This is a genomic window from Streptomyces sp. DG2A-72, assembly GCF_030499575.1.
In the GTDB taxonomy this organism is placed as follows: domain Bacteria; phylum Actinomycetota; class Actinomycetes; order Streptomycetales; family Streptomycetaceae; genus Streptomyces.
Genome location: NZ_JASTLC010000001.1, coordinates 3,045,808 through 3,062,298, shown reverse-complemented (window position 1 = coordinate 3,062,298; position 16,491 = coordinate 3,045,808). Strand labels below are relative to the sequence as shown.

At 69.3% G+C, this 16,491-nt stretch carries 15 protein-coding genes and 1 pseudogene; 8 read left to right on the top strand and 8 right to left on the bottom strand.

The features are described 5' to 3' along the window. Nucleotides 1-198: 198 nt before the first annotated feature. Entirely contained in the window at nt 199-906 is a 708-nt protein-coding gene (locus QQY66_RS14710; protein ID WP_301979873.1) for a FadR/GntR family transcriptional regulator, read from the top strand. Between the two features lie 25 nt (nt 907-931). On the opposite strand, the gene QQY66_RS14705 is transcribed toward QQY66_RS14710, so the two are convergent. The 4 genes from QQY66_RS14705 to QQY66_RS14690 all read right to left on the bottom strand — a co-directional run bounded on the left by QQY66_RS14705 (nt 932) and on the right by QQY66_RS14690 (nt 3,731). Then, a complete protein-coding gene (locus QQY66_RS14705; RefSeq protein WP_301979871.1) occupies nt 932-1,576 on the bottom strand; it encodes a response regulator transcription factor in 645 nt (214 codons plus the stop codon). After that, nucleotides 1,567-2,736 (bottom strand): sensor histidine kinase, encoded by a 1,170-nt coding sequence (locus tag QQY66_RS14700; RefSeq protein WP_301987317.1) that lies wholly within the window; start codon nt 2,734-2,736, stop codon nt 1,567-1,569. The genes QQY66_RS14705 and QQY66_RS14700 overlap by 10 nt, the downstream gene beginning before the upstream one ends. Before the next feature lie 40 nt (nt 2,737-2,776). Beyond that, on the bottom strand, nt 2,777-3,439 hold the full coding sequence (locus QQY66_RS14695) for a DedA family protein (RefSeq protein WP_301979869.1): 663 nt from the start codon (nt 3,437-3,439) through the stop codon (nt 2,777-2,779). Between the two features lie 163 nt (nt 3,440-3,602). Then, the gene (locus QQY66_RS14690; protein ID WP_301979868.1) at nt 3,603-3,731 is read right to left on the bottom strand and encodes a hypothetical protein; all 129 of its coding nucleotides are present in this window, start codon (nt 3,729-3,731) and stop codon (nt 3,603-3,605) included. Between the two features lie 121 nt (nt 3,732-3,852). Here QQY66_RS14690 and QQY66_RS14685 point away from each other — a divergent pair, with 121 nt between their 5' ends. Next, entirely contained in the window at nt 3,853-4,218 is a 366-nt protein-coding gene (locus QQY66_RS14685) for a hypothetical protein (RefSeq protein ID WP_301979867.1), read from the top strand. A gap of 281 nt (nt 4,219-4,499) precedes the next feature. Here QQY66_RS14685 and QQY66_RS14680 read toward each other — a convergent pair whose 3' ends face one another. Then, on the bottom strand, nt 4,500-4,907 hold the full coding sequence (locus tag QQY66_RS14680) for a MerR family transcriptional regulator (RefSeq protein ID WP_301979865.1): 408 nt from the start codon (nt 4,905-4,907) through the stop codon (nt 4,500-4,502). Between the two features lie 49 nt (nt 4,908-4,956). Between QQY66_RS14680 and QQY66_RS14675 the strand changes: the two genes are divergently transcribed. The 3 genes and pseudogenes from QQY66_RS14675 to QQY66_RS14665 form a co-directional block, all read left to right on the top strand. Further along, a complete protein-coding gene (locus QQY66_RS14675; RefSeq protein ID WP_301979864.1) occupies nt 4,957-5,841 on the top strand; it encodes an NAD(P)-dependent oxidoreductase in 885 nt (294 codons plus the stop codon). 75 nt (nt 5,842-5,916) lie between these two features. Beyond that, nucleotides 5,917-6,558 carry a transposase gene (locus QQY66_RS14670; protein WP_301979862.1) on the top strand — a complete coding sequence of 214 codons (642 nt, stop codon included), beginning with the start codon at nt 5,917-5,919 and terminating at the stop codon, nt 6,556-6,558. Beyond that, nucleotides 6,504-7,508, top strand: a pseudogene (locus QQY66_RS14665) (IS1380 family transposase); the annotation flags it as partial. The gene QQY66_RS14670 and the pseudogene QQY66_RS14665, both read left to right, overlap by 55 nt. 131 nt (nt 7,509-7,639) lie before the next feature. Here the strand turns inward: QQY66_RS14665 and QQY66_RS14660 are convergent. The 3 genes from QQY66_RS14660 to QQY66_RS14650 all read right to left on the bottom strand — a co-directional run bounded on the left by QQY66_RS14660 (nt 7,640) and on the right by QQY66_RS14650 (nt 10,893). Then, a complete protein-coding gene (locus tag QQY66_RS14660; protein WP_301979861.1) occupies nt 7,640-8,320 on the bottom strand; it encodes a class I SAM-dependent methyltransferase in 681 nt (226 codons plus the stop codon). A gap of 364 nt (nt 8,321-8,684) precedes the next feature. Next, nucleotides 8,685-8,975 carry a hypothetical protein gene (locus QQY66_RS14655; RefSeq protein ID WP_301979859.1) on the bottom strand — a complete coding sequence of 97 codons (291 nt, stop codon included), beginning with the start codon at nt 8,973-8,975 and terminating at the stop codon, nt 8,685-8,687. 667 nt (nt 8,976-9,642) lie between these two features. After that, nucleotides 9,643-10,893 (bottom strand): serine hydrolase, encoded by a 1,251-nt coding sequence (locus tag QQY66_RS14650; protein ID WP_301979857.1) that lies wholly within the window; start codon nt 10,891-10,893, stop codon nt 9,643-9,645. Nucleotides 10,894-11,108: 215 nt separating this feature from the next. Between QQY66_RS14650 and QQY66_RS14645 the strand changes: the two genes are divergently transcribed. From QQY66_RS14645 to QQY66_RS14635, 3 genes are all read left to right on the top strand, one after another. Continuing rightward, nucleotides 11,109-12,617 (top strand): serine/threonine-protein kinase, encoded by a 1,509-nt coding sequence (locus QQY66_RS14645; protein ID WP_301979856.1) that lies wholly within the window; start codon nt 11,109-11,111, stop codon nt 12,615-12,617. A 214-nt stretch (nt 12,618-12,831) separates the two neighbouring features. Further along, nucleotides 12,832-15,159, top strand: coding sequence for a glycosyltransferase (locus tag QQY66_RS14640; RefSeq protein ID WP_301979855.1), 2,328 nt, complete (start codon nt 12,832-12,834; stop codon nt 15,157-15,159). Then, on the top strand, nt 15,156-16,385 hold the full coding sequence (locus QQY66_RS14635) for an acyltransferase (RefSeq protein WP_301979853.1): 1,230 nt from the start codon (nt 15,156-15,158) through the stop codon (nt 16,383-16,385). Before QQY66_RS14640 ends, QQY66_RS14635 begins: the two co-directional genes overlap by 4 nt. Nucleotides 16,386-16,491 lie beyond the last annotated feature (106 nt).

Below are 16,491 nucleotides of genomic sequence, written 5' to 3'. Positions count from 1 at the left end.
TGAGTGGACGGACCGATCGCGAAGGGTGAGTGGACGAGTGGCTGAACCACTTCGCCCGACTGGCTGGTTAGCGTGGGCCCGGCTGTCCGGCGCGTCAAGGGGCCGCGCGAGAATTGGCTGAGCCAATAGTCCAGTGAGCCAGTGAGCCAATGAACCACTCGACCACCCAGTGTTACCCTCCCCACGAGAGGGGGACCCGTGACCGACGCCCTGCGCCCCATGAGCAAGCAGCGCCTCTACGAGCAGGTGCTGGACCGGCTGCGCCAGTACGTCGCCGAGGGCGGCCTCAAGGCCGGCGACCGTCTCCCGCCCGAGCGCGACCTCGCCCAGCGCCTGGGCGTCAGCCGGGCCTCGGTGAAGCAGGCCATCGTGGTGCTGGAGGTCCAGGGCCTGGTGGAGGCGCGGCACGGCGGCGGGACGTACCTCGTCCGGGACAGCCTCGACGTGGAGCCCGTGGAGAAGCTGGTCGAGCGCCGCCGGCGCCTCCCCGACGTCCTCGACGCCCGTGAGGCCCTGGAGACGAAACTCGCCGAACTGGCCGCGGAGCGCCGTACGGAGGACGACCTGACCGCGATGCGCCAGGCGCTCGCGCACATGGCCGAGGAGATCGAGCACGGCCGGCCCGGCGTCGACGGCGACCGCCTCTTCCACGCGGCGGTCACGGCGGCCGCGCACAGCAGCATCCTCGCCGAGTTCATGCGCTCCATCTCCGACCAGATCGCCGAGAGCCGCACCGAATCCCTCCGCCAGCCCGGCCGCCCCACCCGTTCCTACGCCCAGCACGAGGCCATCCTCGACGCGATCACCGACCGCCGCCCCGCAGCAGCCGCGGCGGCGATGCGGCGGCACGTCCGGACGGTCGCGAAGGTACGGCTGCTGGACTGGGATCCGGGGGAGGGGGCGTAGCCGCCAGGCGCGTGACCGGCGTTCGCTACGCCTCCAGATACCTCAGCACCGCCAGGATCCGCCGGCTGTAACCGGTGGTGTGCGACAGCTCCAGCTTGTCGAAGATCGCGTTGAGGTTCTTCTCCACCGCGCTCAGCGAGATGTGCAGCTGCTGAGCGATCGCCGTGTTGGTGTGCCCCTGGGCCAGGGTCTCGAGAACGCTGCGCTCGCGAGGGGTGAGGCGGGTCAGGGGGTCGGCGTGCGTCGTCCGGACCACCAACTGCCGTACCACCTCCGGGTCGATGGCGGCGCCCCCGGCCTGAATGCGCTCCAATGCGTCCAGGAACTCCTCGACTTGTGCGACGCGGTCCTTGAGGAGGTATCCGACTCCTTCCACGTTGGAGGCCAGCAGCTGGGCGGCGTAGTTGCGTTCGATGTGCTGGGACAGCACCAGTACGCCGGTCTCCGGCCACCTCTCACGGATCTCCAGCGCGGCACGCAGCCCCTCGTCGGTGTGCGTAGGCGGCATCCGGATGTCGAGTACGACGACGTCGGGCCGCCGTACGGCGATCTCCTCCAGCAGCGGCCCGGCGTCGCCGTACGCGCCCAGGACCTCGTGCCCCTCCTCCACGAGGAGCCGGACCAGCCCCTCGCGCAGCAGGGTCGAGTCCTCGGCGATCATCAGGCGCATGGCAGCTCCGCGGTGATGGTGGTGGGTCCCCCTTCGGGGCTGTCGACACGCAGGACGCCGTCGAGCGCGGCCACCCGGCTGCGCAGTCCGCTCAGCCCGCCGCCCGTCGGATCCGCGCCGCCCTTGCCGTTGTCCTGGACCTGCACGGCGAGCATTCTGCCGCGGAGCACCACCCGCACGGAGACGGCCGTGGCACGGGAGTGCTTGGCCGCGTTGGTCACGGACTCCGACACCACGAAGTACGCGGCGGTCGCCACGGGTTGAGGCAGCGGCCCACCGACGTCGAACTCCGTCCGTACGGGAATGCCGCACCGCTCGGACACCCCGCCCAGCGCCTCTTCGAGCCCCAGGCTGTCCAGCGCCGAGGGATAGACCCGCCAGGTCACTTCGCGCAGCTCCGCCAGCATGTCCTGGGACTCCTGGTGCGCCTGGCGCAGCATGGCGTCCGCCTGCTCGGGACTGCGCCCCCGACGTGCCCGGCCCAGCAGCATGGCCAGTGCCACCATGCGCTGCTGGATTCCGTCGTGCAGGTCCCGCTCGATACGCCGGCGTTCGGCGTCGACCGCCTGCACGACCGCTGCCCGGCTGGCGGCCAGTTCGTGGATGCGCCGCTGCAGCAGTTCCCGCTCTGAGGGGCCGAAGTGCTCGCGGGCGAGACGCGCGTCCAGGGCGGCGAGCGAGTGGAGCCCCTGGAGATTGAGGAAGAGCAGCACACCACCCAACAGCACCTGCGTCAGCAACTCGTCCCAGCGGACGCTCCCCTGCACCACTCCCGCCACGAGCAGCCCCGCCAGGACGATGCCGAAACCCAGCAGTGCGATCACGACACCGCACAGCAGACCGGCGTAACTGCGCACCGCCAGATAGCGCAGGACCTTCTGGTCGGACGCCCGGTAGCGACCGGGAAAGACATCGCCGAAGAAGACGGCCCGCCGCCTCCGCTCCAGGACCATCAGCCGACGAGCCCCGGTCATGAGGATGCCGAGGGCGCCGGCGCGGGTGAGCGGCCACAGCAGGAAGGGGCCGAGGGCGGTGCCGACGACGAGGAAGTGAAGGAAGTCGAACAGTCCCGTGACGCAGCCGAGGAGCGTACCGGCACTTCGACGCGGCCAGGAGGCCGACAGGGCTTGGCCGGTGACGCCTGCGGAGTCCTGGCCGATGATGCCTGCGGAATCCCCCTGCACGAGCGCCGAGCCTAGTTCATGAAGTACGGCGGTGCTGGGCCCGGTTGCGGCCGCGCAGCCGTACGCCGACGTATGCCGCAAGGGCCACGAACACCAGGACCAGCACACCCTTGGAGAGGACCCCGACATACCTCTCCACGGACGACCACTGGTCGCCCAGCCAGTAACCGGCCAGCACCAGAACGGAGTTCCAGATCAAGCTGCCCAGCGTCGTCAGCATGACGAACACGGGCAGCGGCATACGCTCCACCCCGGCGGGCACGGAGACAAGACTCCGGAAGATCGGAACCATACGGCCGAGGAACACCGCCTTGGTGCCGTGCTTCACGAACCAGCGCTCCGTACGCTCCAGATCGGAGGCCTTCACCAGCGGCAGCTTCGCCCAGATGGCGTGCATGCGTTCACGCCCGAAAACCATGCCGATCCAATACAGCACCACGGCCCCCACAACCGACCCGAGCGTGGTCCAGAACAGCGCCGAGACCAGACTCAGCGACCCCTGCCCCGCCGCGAACCCGGTCAGCGGCAGAATCACCTCACTCGGCAGCGGCGGGAAAAGATTCTCCAACGCGATGGCCAGACCGGCTCCCGGACCACCCAAGGTCTCCACAAGATCGGCAGCCCAGCCGGCGACGCCGCCGGTCGGCTGATCGGTCAGAGCCAAGGACGTGAGCTGCATACGGGTCTCCCAGCGGAGGGACAGGTTCGCCGGGGCAACGGCCCCGACCGCCATCCAACCTAGAAACCGCAGCTCAACGCCAGTATGAGGGTTGCCGTCCGGTGCGGTGCGGTTTTCCGCATGACCCACCCTGCGGAAAACCGCACCGGCAAAGGGGTGCCGGTCAGGCTTTGAACGAGTGGAGGTTGGCTGCGGCGAGGGTTTGCGGCACAAGCGTTCCGATGAGCCGGCCGGTCGTCTTGTCGGCGGTCTGAAGCTCGATGATTCCGTCGCGGTCGGTGTCGTGGGCCATGGGATCCATGCTGTCCGAACTCCCTGCCCTGCGTTCTTGACTTGTCAAGCCAGGCAGAGGAAAGACAGCCAATCCCCAGAAACACCCCATATCGCAGCCGGTGATCCGCCACGATGCCCCCATGAACGAACACGGATTCCTGGAGAGCACCAAGCAGTTCGCGCTCTACCTGTCCGAGCTCCAGAACGGCCTTGATCCCGAGTCGTACGACCTGCTGCTGCGCATCCTCAAGGGCACCAACGAGGCCCTGGTCCACCGCAACACCGACATCGACATCGCCCTCTCCCCACGCGAGCAGGAGCTGTTCACCCCGGAGTTCGGCAAGCAGCTCCAACAACTCCTGACCCTCCTGGGCCCACTCGGCGCGCAGACCTTCGTCGACGTCGGAACCTCTACGGGCACGGATCCCGATCAGAGCGACAGCGAGCGGGAACGACTCCGCCGCGAGGTAGAGGCGATCGCCAAGGCCAGCGGCCTCGAACCGTAGCCACGCGGCTTCTGTCCCGGCCCGAAGTGCCGGGACAGAGCTTCGGAACCAGCTCAAGGCCTTAGCCTGGGGCTTTCACGATGTTGGGCGCGGCGCCCCGGATGCTGATCGAGGGGCTGGTCGAAGGCTCCGTCCACCGCGGGAGAGAAGTCACTCTTCAGGTGAAGCGTGCTGCTCTGTCTCCACGTGATCGTCTCCAGGCCGGGGCGTCGGCGGTGGTCTCGCAGGCCAGCGGGGTGCTGCTGGTCGAGACGGCTCGCAATACGGGGCACTCTGGCTGCTCAGGCGGGCACGGGCTCCAGGTCGGCATCGTCAAATGGTGGATAGGTCTCGTTGCCCATTCGCTCGGCCGCGTCGATGTAGTCGGCAAGAGCGTCGCGGGATTGAGCGAGCCTGTCCATCTGATCGTCCAGTCGCCGCAGCCGTGACCGCATCGCGGCCAGCAACTCGGGACACCCGAGCAGCTCCGGGGCCTCCCCGACCGCGCAGGGCAGCAAGTACGCGATGTCCTCGGAGGACAAACCAGCACCAAGCAGGTGCCGGATCTGCTTCACCCGCAGCACGGCGCTCTCGCCGTACTCGCGGTATCCGTTCGCACCGCGGTCTGCCTCCAGCAGGCCCTGGGCCTCGTAGTAGCGCAACTGATGGGCATTGACGCCCGCCCGACGACTCAGTTCCCCGATCCGCATCGAAACCTCACTTGACCTTCACACCGGTATCAACGTTGACGATGCTGCCATGAACAGCAAACCCGAAACACCCGTGACAGTCATCGGACTTGGGCTGATGGGCCAGGCACTCGCCGGCGCGTTCCTGAAAGCCGGGCATCCCACAACCGTGTGGAACCGTACGACCTCCAAGGCCGACCAACTGGTGGCCCAGGGTGCACGGCTGGCGCCAACAGTTGGCGACGCGCTCAAGGCAGGTTCCCTGACGATCATCTGCGTCACCGACTACCAGGCCATGCACGAGCTGCTCGGCGCGAGCGATATCGAGCTGCACGGCACGATGTTGATCAACCTGACCTCGGGCGACTCGACCCAGGCTCGGGAAGCCGCCCAATGGGCCGAGCAGCGCGGCGCCCATTACCTGGACGGCGCCATCATGGCCATCCCACCGACGATCGGCAGCGCCGAGGCAGTGATCCTGCACAGCGGGCCGCAGTCGGACTTCGAGGCACACAAGTCAACACTCGACGCGCTCGGCACCGCCACCTACCTTGGCGCGGACCATGGGCTGGCATCCCTGTACGACGTGGCCGGCCTGGCCATGATGTGGAGCGTCCTGAACGCCTGGCTGCAGGGCACTGCCCTGCTCAGGACGGCCGGTGTTGACGCCGCCACGTATGCGCCGTTTGCGCAGCAGATCGCTACCGGTGTGGCCGAATGGCTGCCTGGGTATGCCAAGCAGATCGACAGCGGCTCCTTCCCGGCCGAGGTGTCGGCCCTGGAGACCGACGCGCGGGCGATGGCTCACTTGATCGAGGAGAGCGAGGCGGTGGGTGTCAACGCCGAACTGCCGAAGTTGATCAAGGCGATGGCCGACCGCGCGATCGCCGCCGGACACGGTGGGGAGCAGTATCCCGTGCTGATAGAAGAGTTCGGCAAATCCCGCAGCGACTGACCGATTCCGACACCGGGCTCCAGCTTCGGCCTTTCGCGTGGCGGGCTGTCCGGATCGTGATCACGAACACGGAGAATGCCTCTGACCAGCGAGAATGAGGATTGTCGAGGTCCTTGTCCGCGCGTGGTTCGGAGGCACTTTCCAGGTGAAGCAGCGTTTCGGGTCCTACCCCGTGTCCGCCTTGAGGGCGGCGGTCGCGGCGTCGTCGGCCAAGCCGGCGCGGTGTCGCTCGTCGAGACTGCCAGCAAGACCGGACTGTATCGCGCGATCTCTTCGGCGCTGGAGACATGGCGCAAGCCGCGGGCTGTGCACGACCCGGGCAAGATCCTTATGGATGTGGCGCTCGCGACCGCACTGAGCGGCGACTGCTTGGCCGATGTCGGCATGCTCCGCGCGGAGCCTGGGGTGTTTGGTCCGGTGGCCTCGGATCCGACGGAGTCCCGGCTGGTCGATGTCCTGGCCGCGGCTGGGCAGCGACCCCTGTCCGCGATCCGGGCCGCGCGGGCCGAAGTTCGCGAGCGGGTGTGGCAGCTGGCGGGCGAGGCGGCACCGGACGCGGGCGGGCAGGTGATCGTGGACGTCGACGGAGTGCTGGTCATCGCGCATTCGGACAGGCAGGACGCCGCCGCGATCTGGAGGAAGACGTATGGCCGTCACCCGCTGAGCGGGTGTGGCAGCTGGCGGGCGGGGCGGCACCGGACGCGGGCGGGCAGGTGATCGTGGACGTCGACGGAGTGCTGGTCATCGCGCACTCGGACAAGCAGGACGCCGCCGCGACCTGGAGGAAGACGTATGGCCATCACCCGCTGATGGCGTTCGTCGACCACGGTCCGGGTGGGAGCGGGGAGCCGGTGGCTGCGCTGCTGCGGCCGGGGAATGCCGGGAGCAACACCGCCGCCGATCACATCGAGGCCACGCGAATGGCCCTGGCCCAGCTGCCCAAGCCGTATCGACGCGGGCGGCAGACCCTGATCCGCTGCGATTCCGGCGGCGGTACGCACGAGTTCGTGGCCTGGCTCGCCCAGCGCGGCCGATGGCTCTCGTACTCCGTCGGCATGACCATCACCGACGCCATCTATGCCGCCGTGCTCAAGGTGCCGGCCTCCGCCTGGACCCCGGCGATCGAGTCCGACGGCCAGATCCGCGACGGCGCCTGGGTCGCAGAGCCGGCCGGCGTCGTGCTTCACGGCCGGCCGAAGGGGATGCGGCTCATCGTTCGCAAGGAACGTCCGCACCCCGGGGCCCAGTTGCGCTTCACCGACGCCGACGGCCATCGGCTGACCTGCTTCGCCACCAACACAGCCGACGCCCCGATCGCGAAGCTGGAGCTGCGCCACCGGCTGCGGGCGCGGGCCGAGGACCGCATCCGCGCCGCCCGCACCACCGGGCTGACCAACCTGCCCCTGCATGACACCGCGCAGAACCGGATCTGGCTGGAGACAGTCCAGCTCGCCCTTGCGGTTCTGGCCTGGTTGCCCCTGCTCGCCCTGACCGGCAAAGCCCGCCTCTGGGAACCCCGCCGGATACGGCTGCGGCTCTTCTCCGCAGCCGCCCACCTGATCACCACCGGCCGCCGCCGCTACCTGCGCTTCGCGCAGCACTGGCCCTGGACCGATGTCATCACCGCCGCGATCGAACGCCTCGACGCGCTCCCGAACCCCGGCTAACCAGCAGCGATCCCGTCCCGACGAGCACTCGAAGTCCTCTGGAACCGTGGAAGCCGGCGCCCACCCGTCGCGACAGCCGGGCTACCCGCCTGCCCGCACCAGCATCGAGGTTGGCTTGTCGTCTAGCTGGATCACCGAGGCTTGGTGCCCTTGATTGCCAGCACGGCCGGTGTGGGGGCTCCGCTTTCGGCGAACCGGTCGAGTGTCAGGCCGGCGGCGAGGAACGCGTGCAGCAGTTCAGGGAGGGGCCAATGGGTGGCGCCGACCTTGTCGCGCACTCCCTTGTCCGTCCAGGACGCCTTGGTCCAGCGGCCGTCGAGATAGCCAGGGCGGATGACAACTGCCTCAAGGTCGCCGCGATCTGCGAATCCACCGGAGAAGCAGGGATGGACACCGATGTGCACGAACACGCCACCCGGACGCAGAACTCGAACGGCCTCACGCAGCACCTCCGGATAACGGGGCATATCCGTGTGCACCATCACCGCGACAGCCGCAGGCAGGAAACCGTCACGGACCGGCAATCGCCCGGCGTCGGCTTGCGCGACCGGCAGCCGCTCACACGCATAGCGCAGCATCCCGCCGGAAAGGTCGACGCCGATCGGGGTCCAGCCCAGCGCACGGAGGCGGTCTGCGTGGATGCCGGTGCCACAGCCGATCTCCAGGCAGGTGCCGCTGCCTTCACCCAGAAGATCGTTGAGGAGAACGTCCAGGCTCAGAGGGTGCCCATCTCCCGTTCCGGCACGCGGGCGGTTGAGGAACTCGGTCTCGTACCAGTCAGCGATCTCGTCGTATGACGCCGTCGGTGCCATCAATTACCCCTCCTGCCCGCGTCCCCGACCATCCAGAGACCTCGTCCGAGCTCAAGGCGGCCACGCTCCGCACCATGCGTTCACGCCTCATCGACCGTGGAACTGGGCGGTCGTTCCTGCAAGACTGCCCAAGAGAGCCGACCCTGCCCCGTATTCCGCCCGAGGCAGAACCGGTCGGCGGGGGCCTCAACCTGCGGAGTGTCCTCGAGCCGCGTCTGACCTGTTCTGGGCCGGGAGCACACCAGAGCACATCAGCTTTTCGAGCTCGGATACTTTCACCGCGATTCCCCGTTGTTCCCCGCTCGATCTGGTGCGGTTGCGGCGCGGCGGTATGTCCACGTCGTGGGGCAGGCCCTACCCGGGTCTAGCCGATGAGTCCCCGGATCGCGGCCACGATGTTGAACACTGCCGGCAAGACGAAGATGCCTCCCACGCCGATCCACACGCACCCGGCGGCTCGGTGGCCGCGAGTTGACGGCGGCGGTGAAACCAGCCGATCGGCGGTTCTCATCGTCTCGTTCGGAGCGATCAGGCTACGCCCGGTTCCGCGCTGCCTGCGCCCCACCCAGGTGAAACAGACCGCAGCCGCGGCCGTGAAGGCCGCGAGTTGGAGATGCTCACCCGGCGAGTCAGCACCAGCGAGCGTCACGGCCATGTACGACACAACATCTCCCCCCACAGGATCACGGTGTGTGGATCACCTCACGACACCTCAACCATGTCAAGCAGGTTGAACACCGCCTGCGGCTGCCCGCCCCCAACGCGCTTTCCAACTGTATTGGTCGGGTCTTGGGCTGCGTACCGGGACTTTCACCTGCATTCATGGGCGGCTGGCTCGTGGGCGGGCCGCGAGATCGGGTCTTGTCCGAACGGCCGCGAACGTAGCTGAACCGCAGTGCACGTGCGGGAGATGAGGAGCGAGCCTGCAACAGATCATCATCAGATCCCGCCCGGTGTTCGGCGCGATCGCGACGGCCGCCGCCCTTGATGGCCTTGCGCACGTTGCGCCACGCCTTGATCAGATCCAAGATCTACTTCAGGCCGTGGGGTCGGATCTACGACTTGTTCCGCCGGTGCCAGCGGGATGGCACCTGGGATCGGATCCTCTCCCGGCTCCAGCGCCAGGCCGATATGGAGGGGGCGATCACGTGGGACCTGAACGTCGATTCCACGGTGTGCCGGGCTCATCAGCACGTGGCGGAGCCCGGCGGCGTGGCGATCGACAGAAGGAGCAGACGGGGAGTCTCGAGCATGAGCATCCGAGCATTCTGGACCAGCCCCGAGCACTCCACCATTGCCACCAAGCGTTTTCGAAACACGCCCTATCGGCGCTTTCCGCACACCGCGCGCTCGACCATCCCGTGCGTCGCCTTCTCCTGCGCCGCCGACCGCTGCTCGTCACCGAAGCGCGTGGTGAACACGGCCGCCGCGGCCGAGACCTCGCCGTCCGGAGTGACGGCGGCCTCGGAGACCGTGCCGAAGGACGTGCCGCCGTGGTACCAGACGCCGGTGTCGCAGCCGTCGACGGGGCGCCAGGCGATGCCGAGCCCGTAGCGGGCCTTGTCGCCGCCGGCGAAGTCGGGTGTCGGCACCGTGGTGCGCATCTGCGCCAGTTGCTTCGGCGGCAGCAACGTGCCGTCCATCAGGGCACGGAGGAACGTGTTCATGTCGGTGGTCGTGCTGACGATGCCGCCGTCCGCGCCGCCGTCGACGTGGAGCGTGGTGTCGGTGAGGTCGTCCCGGCCGGGGAACTGGAGGTAGGCGGTGGCGGTGGGCTGGGGGACGTAGGCGGAGGTACCCGTTGTCAGGGTGTGGCGCAGGCCGAGCGGCTCGATGATCCGCTCGTGGATCTCCTGCTCCCAGGGATGTCCGGTGGCCCGTTCGATGATCATGCCGATCAGGACGTAGTTGGTGTTGGAGTAGGCCCACCGGGTCTCGGAGCCGGGGTCGTCGGCGTCCGGCAGCCAGCCCGGAGCGCGTGTCATGGCCAACGCGACCTGCTGTTCGGGGGTGCGCGCCGTGAAGCGCTTCGCGCGATAGTTCTCGGGCGTCAGTTCCTTGGGATCGCTGAACAGGATGTCCGTGTAGTTGGGCAGGCCGCTGGTGTGCTGGAGCAGGTTGCGGATGGTGACCCGGCTTCCGTCGTTGCCGTTGCCGGTCACCACCCCTGGCAGCCATGTGTCGACGGTGTCGTCGAGGGCCAACTCGCCCTCGGCCACCAGCTGAAGAGCGGCCACGGCCACGAAGGTCTTGGTGTCGCTGCCGATCCGGTAGTACGCGTCGAAGGGGACCCTCCCACCCCGGTCCAGATCCCGGACGCCCGCCCTTGCCTCGCGGTCACGCCCGCCGGCGTCGCGCGCCTGCACGACCAGACCGGAGGCGCCGGTGCCCACCACCGCATCCGCATCCCGCTGCAACCGCGTACCGCCCGCCGAGCCGCTGTCGTCGCCCTGCGCCCACGCTCCCGAGCCGAGCACGGTGGCCCCCACGACCGCCGCACCGACTCCGGCCGCGACCAGCGCCACCCTCGGCCGGACGAGCCGGCCCCACTGCTTTCGCATCGTCGTCAACACGGATCAGACGCTACGGACCGGCCCACCGCGGGCCCATCCGGCAGCCCGGAACCTCGAAGGTGGGGGTAGCCCCACCTGTGCCCCACCTGTGCCCCACCCTTGCCCCACCCGTCCATGTGATCGAACCGTTGGCGTGCCCGTACGTCCGTATGGGTTATCGTGCCTCGTCGACCTCGACTGTTCACGAACGGGAAGCGGAGAAGGTGACGATCTCGGTGTCCGATCTTGGGCGACTCGTCGCCGGCCGTTACCAGTTGGTGGAGCGGGTGGGCAGTGGCGGCATGGGCACCGTGTGGCGCGCCGAGGACAAGCTGCTCGGCCGCCACGTCGCCGTGAAGAAGCTGCGCATCCCGCCGCACCTGCACGACGACGAGGTCCGCACGCTCCACGAGCGCACCCGCCGCGAAGCCCGTAGCGCCGCCCGGATCGCGCACCCCAATGTGATCGTGGTGCATGACGTCGTCGATGACGAGGGCCTGCCGTGCATCGTCATGGAGTACATACCTTCGGCCACGCTGAGTGACGTGCTGAAGGAGCGGGGTGCGCTGCCTCCCGAGGAAGCGGCCCGGATCGGGCTGGCCATGGCCGCCGCCCTGCGCGCCGCCCACGACGCCGGGGTCCTGCACCGGGACGTCAAACCCGCCAACGTTCTGCTCGGTGACGGCGGGCGGATCGTCCTCACCGACTTCGGGATCGCCATGGAGTCGGGAACGTCCTCCCTGACCAAGCCCGGTGAGCTGATCGGCTCCATCCGCTATCTGGCGCCCGAACGCCTCCGGGGAGCCGAGCCCGGTCCCGCCAGTGACCTGTGGGCCCTGGGGGCGACGCTGTACCAGGCGGTCGAGGGGCAGCACCCGTTCGGCCGCGACACCCCGATCGAGACCGCGTACGCCATCGCAACGGATCCGTACGACCCCCCGCGCAACGCCGGGGACCTGGCCCCGGTCATCGAGGGTCTGCTCGTCAAGGAACCCGGGCAGCGCATGGACGTGCACGAGGTCGAACGCCGCCTGGGCGATGTGACCGCCACACGGACCGCTCGCCTCGATCCGCCCACCCGGTCGGACCGGGCCGCCACCCCCTCGCCTCCCGCAGGGAAGGGCAGCGGCAACCGCCGCCGTACGGTGGTGCGGTCGGTCGTGGCAGTGGCCCTCGCCGCCGCTGTGGCGGGCGGCGCACTGTGGTGGCTCAAGGGCACCGCCGATGAGCCGGGTTCCCACGCGTCCGGGTCCGGTGCCTCCGCCTCTCCCAGTGCCGGCGCCACCCTGCCGCCGGTGCCCGACGGATATCAGCTCAAGAAGGCGGGCAGCGGGTTCTCCGTACCCGTACCGGACGGCTGGACCCGTAAGACGCTGGACGGCGGTGAAGTCGCCTATATCGACCCGTCGGGCCTGGTCGGGCTCAGGGTCAACGCCATCGAGTTCGCGGGCACCGATCCGCTACGGCACTGGCGCGAGACGGAAGAGGAACAGACCGCCCGCGACAACCCCGGCTATGAACGCGTGCGGATGGCCAAGACGACCTTCCGCGGACGACCCGCCGGGTACTGGGAGTTCACCTTCGACGGCAGGGCACGGCAGTACCGAGCGGCGGAGCTGGCGTTCTCCAGCACCGACGGCACCCAGTACGTGGTCTACCTCTCCGCGCCGAACGCGCAATGGCACAAGTACCGGCAGGTCTTCGACACCGCCGCCAACGGTGTCCGCGTGAGCGAGACCGGCTGAGGGAACCGTCCCACCGTCCCGCCTCCGCAATTTGGGCATGAACACGACATAGAAGTGTTACGCCACTGAAGGGGCGGTGTCACAGCGGTCGTCGAAGCTGGTGCGTCGCACAACAAACGCACAGCATCACTCGCGCACCACCAACCGCGCACCACCAACCGCACACCACATCAAGGTCCTCCCCCCACAATCCGAACAGGATGGGACCCCATACATGCACACCCAACTGAGGCGCACACCCGCGCCCCGGGACGCTCTGGCCTGCCCTCCTCCGGAGACCGCCGGACGTGTCCTCACCGTCGGCACCCCGGGCCCGAGGCGCGAACGGCTCACCCGGACGCTAGAGTCGACCGGCTACGAAGTCGTCCACGCCCTCCCCGGTGAGGTGAACCGGCAGGTCCGCCAGGCCCCGCCGGACGCGATCGTCGCGCTCGACGAACATGCGCGCGGCGTCGACGTCGTCCGAGAGATCCGCACCGCCCCCGAAGGGCAGACCGTCCCGCTGCTCATGGTCACCGACGACCGCGAACCGGCCGCCGTCGCCGACCTGTTGACCCACGGCGCCGACGACTGCGTACCGGACGCATCCGACCCCGTGGAACTCTCCGCGCGCATCGCCGCCAAGCTCAACCGCGTCCCGGTCCCCGTCGAGCGGCTGGCCCTGGACCCGCGTACGGGCCTGTACTCCGCGCCCCACTTCCGCGCCGAGCTCGACCGGGAACTGCGCCGCCCGGTCACCGGCCGCCGGAGCGGCGTGCTCGCCGTCGTCCAGGTCGCCGAAATGGCCACGCTGGAGGAGCGGTTCGGGCCGCGGGTCCGGCAGGAGGTCGCCGAGCGGCTCGCGCAGGTCGTCGAGCGGCTCGGCGGTGGCTGCGACCGGCTGGGCCGGGACGAGGAGGGGCGGCTGCTCGTGCTGATGCCGGGCCTCGACGAGGAGACGGCCCGGCGCCGGCTGCACCAGTTCGCGACCACCGCGGCGGGCACCCGGTTCGTCGTCGCCGACGAGAACGTACGGCTGACCCCGGCCGTCGGCTGGGTCCAACTCGCGGACCAGACAGGCGAAGCCGCCCACGTCACGGCCCAGGCCGTCGCCGCCGTCGCCGAGGCACTGCGCCACCGGGACCTGCGGCCCGTCCGCTACGAACCGTGGATGCGGGCCAGCACCCCGCACCGCCGCGCACGCCGTCCTCGTATACGTCCGTTACTGCTGGCGACGTCCCCCCTGCTGGCCCTGCTGCTCGGCATCGGCGCCCCCTTCCTGCTCTACGAGCAGACGTACGACGCGCTCGGCTGGGACCTCGCCGGAACCGTGTACTGGGTGGTGGTCGCCGGGCTGCTGCTGTCGGCCGCGCTGATCATCCTGGAGTGCCTCTTCTCGCTCGACGCACCCGCGCGGCCCGCCGCGCCCGCGCAGCCGTACCCGCCCGCGAGCGCCGTCATCGCCGCGTATCTGCCGAACGAGGCGGCGACGATCGTCGACACCGTCGAGTCGTTCCTGAGCCTCGATTACCCGAACGACCTGGAGATCGTCCTCGCGTACAACACCCCGCACCCGCTCCCCGTCGAGGACACCCTGCGCGCCGTCGCCGCCCGCGACCCGCGCCTGGTCCTGCTCCAGGTACCGGGCAGCACCTCCAAGGCGCAGAACATCAACGCGGCCGTGACACAGGTGCGCGGCGAGTTCGTCGGGATCTTCGACGCGGACCACCACCCGGCGCCGGATGCCTTCCGCCATGCCTGGGACTGGCTTTCCAACGGCCACGACGTCGTCCAGGGCCACTGCGTGATCCGCAACGGCGACGGCTCCTGGGTGGCCCGGCAGGTGGCCGCCGAGTTCGAGGCCATCTACGCGGTCAGCCATCCCGGCCGGGCCCGGATGTACGGCTTCGGCATCTTCGGCGGTTCCAACGGCTTCTGGCGCACGGACATCCTCGCCCGCACCCGGATGCACGGCTCGATGCTGACGGAGGACATCGACTCGACGCTACGCGCGTTGACGCAGGGCGCGCGGATCGCCGTGGACCGGACCCTGATTTCCCGTGAGTTGGCGCCGACGACCCTGCGGCCACTGTGGAACCAGCGCTCGCGGTGGGCGCAGGGCTGGCTCCAGGTGTCACACCGGCACCTGTGGCGGTCCCTGCGCTCGGACGCCTTCACCGCCCGCCAGAAAGCAGGCGTGTTCGTGCTGCTCGGCTGGCGCGAGGTACAGCCCTGGCTGACCCTCCAGATCCCCGCGATCCTGCTGCACTCGGTGTGGCGCGCGGGCGGCGTGGACCGCATCGACTGGGCGGTGCCGACCTGCCTGCTCGCCGCCGCGTTCACGGTGTCGGCAGGCGCGGTGCAGGCGGCGTTCGCGTGGCGGCTGGCGGTTCCTGAACTGCGGGCCCGGCGCGGCTGGTTCTGGCGCTACCTGCTGATCTCGACCGTCTTCTACACCCACTTCAAGAACATGGTGGCCCGTCAGTCGCACCTCAAGGAACTGCTGGGCGACCGTCGTTGGCGGGTCACGCCGCGCTCGGTGGCGAAGGCGGTGGCTCGATGACGCTGACGACCGCACCAACTGCTGAGGCGCGCCCCACGCGCAAACGCACCCGGACCCACACCCAGGAACTCCAGGGCGTCCGCGGCCTCGCCGCCCTCAGCACGGTCGCCTTCCACGTGTGGCAGCAGTACTACGTGTACGACGCGACAGGCAGCCACCCGCCGGTCGACAACCCCCACCTGGCCGCCCTGCTGTCCCTTGAGGTCATCGACCTGTTCTTCGTGATGTCCGCGTACCTGCTCACACTCCCGTACGCACGCACCGCGATCGACGGCGAGGGCACGGTCCGCACAGGCCAGGACTTCCTGTTCCGGCGGGCGATCCGGATCCTGCCGGTGTACGTGACAGCGGTCCTGGTCGTCTGGGCGAGCCGCAACCCGACCCTGCCCGGCGACTGGCGCGACCTGCTCGAACACCTCACGTTCACGCACATCTTCGACCGCGAGCGGATCTTCTACACCCTGGGCCCCACCTGGTCCCTGTCCCTGGAGATCAGCTTCTACCTGGTACTGATCGCCGTAGGCCCGCTAACGATCCGCGCCTGCCGCCGCCTGCCCACCCGCCGCGCCCGCATCACGGCGTGCACGGCGGGCTGCGCGACCCTCTACGCCTTCCCGTTGGTGTGGATCACCATCGCCCACTACACCCTCGGCATCCCGCACACCGACTGGCCCGTCTACTTCGGCCCGCAGGCCCGCTTCGGCGGTTTCGCGGCAGGGATGGGCCTGGCGGTGCTGCTGGTCGCGTTGGAGGACCGTGGCCGTCTGGGCGTACGGACGGCGACAGCACTGGCGGCGACCGCGGCGACGGCCCTGTACGCACTGTCGTACACCGCCCGCGCCACCGGCCCCGAGGGCTTCTGGCGCACGTACTACCACCCGCTGGCGGCCGTGCTCTGGTTCGCCTTGCTGTACGCGATCCTCCACAACAGCGTGCAACCGCGCTGGCAGGGCGCCCTGCGGGCCCGCTGGCTCACCGCCGTAGGCCTGATCAGCTACAGCCTCTACATCTGGCACGAGCCGGTCATGCTCCTCCTGTACGACACCGGCCTGCTCCCCTCCGAGGGATCCCAGCCGGGCTTCGCCCTGGCCGTCGCGATCGTCACGGCAACGGCGGTTCTCGCCGCGACGGTGAGCTACTGGGCGGTGGAGTACCCGGGCAGCCTGCTCGCCCGGGCGAGGGACCGGCGCGGGTGCCCCCGGGACTTCTACTCGTCCTCGCCCTGACCCGACGCCCGCTCCCCGGCCCGGACGACGTCAGCTGTGTCGTGGCTGACGTCGTCCGGGCCGCCGGCGTCCAAATGGGTTGTCCCGGCTGCGGGCGCCCCGGTTA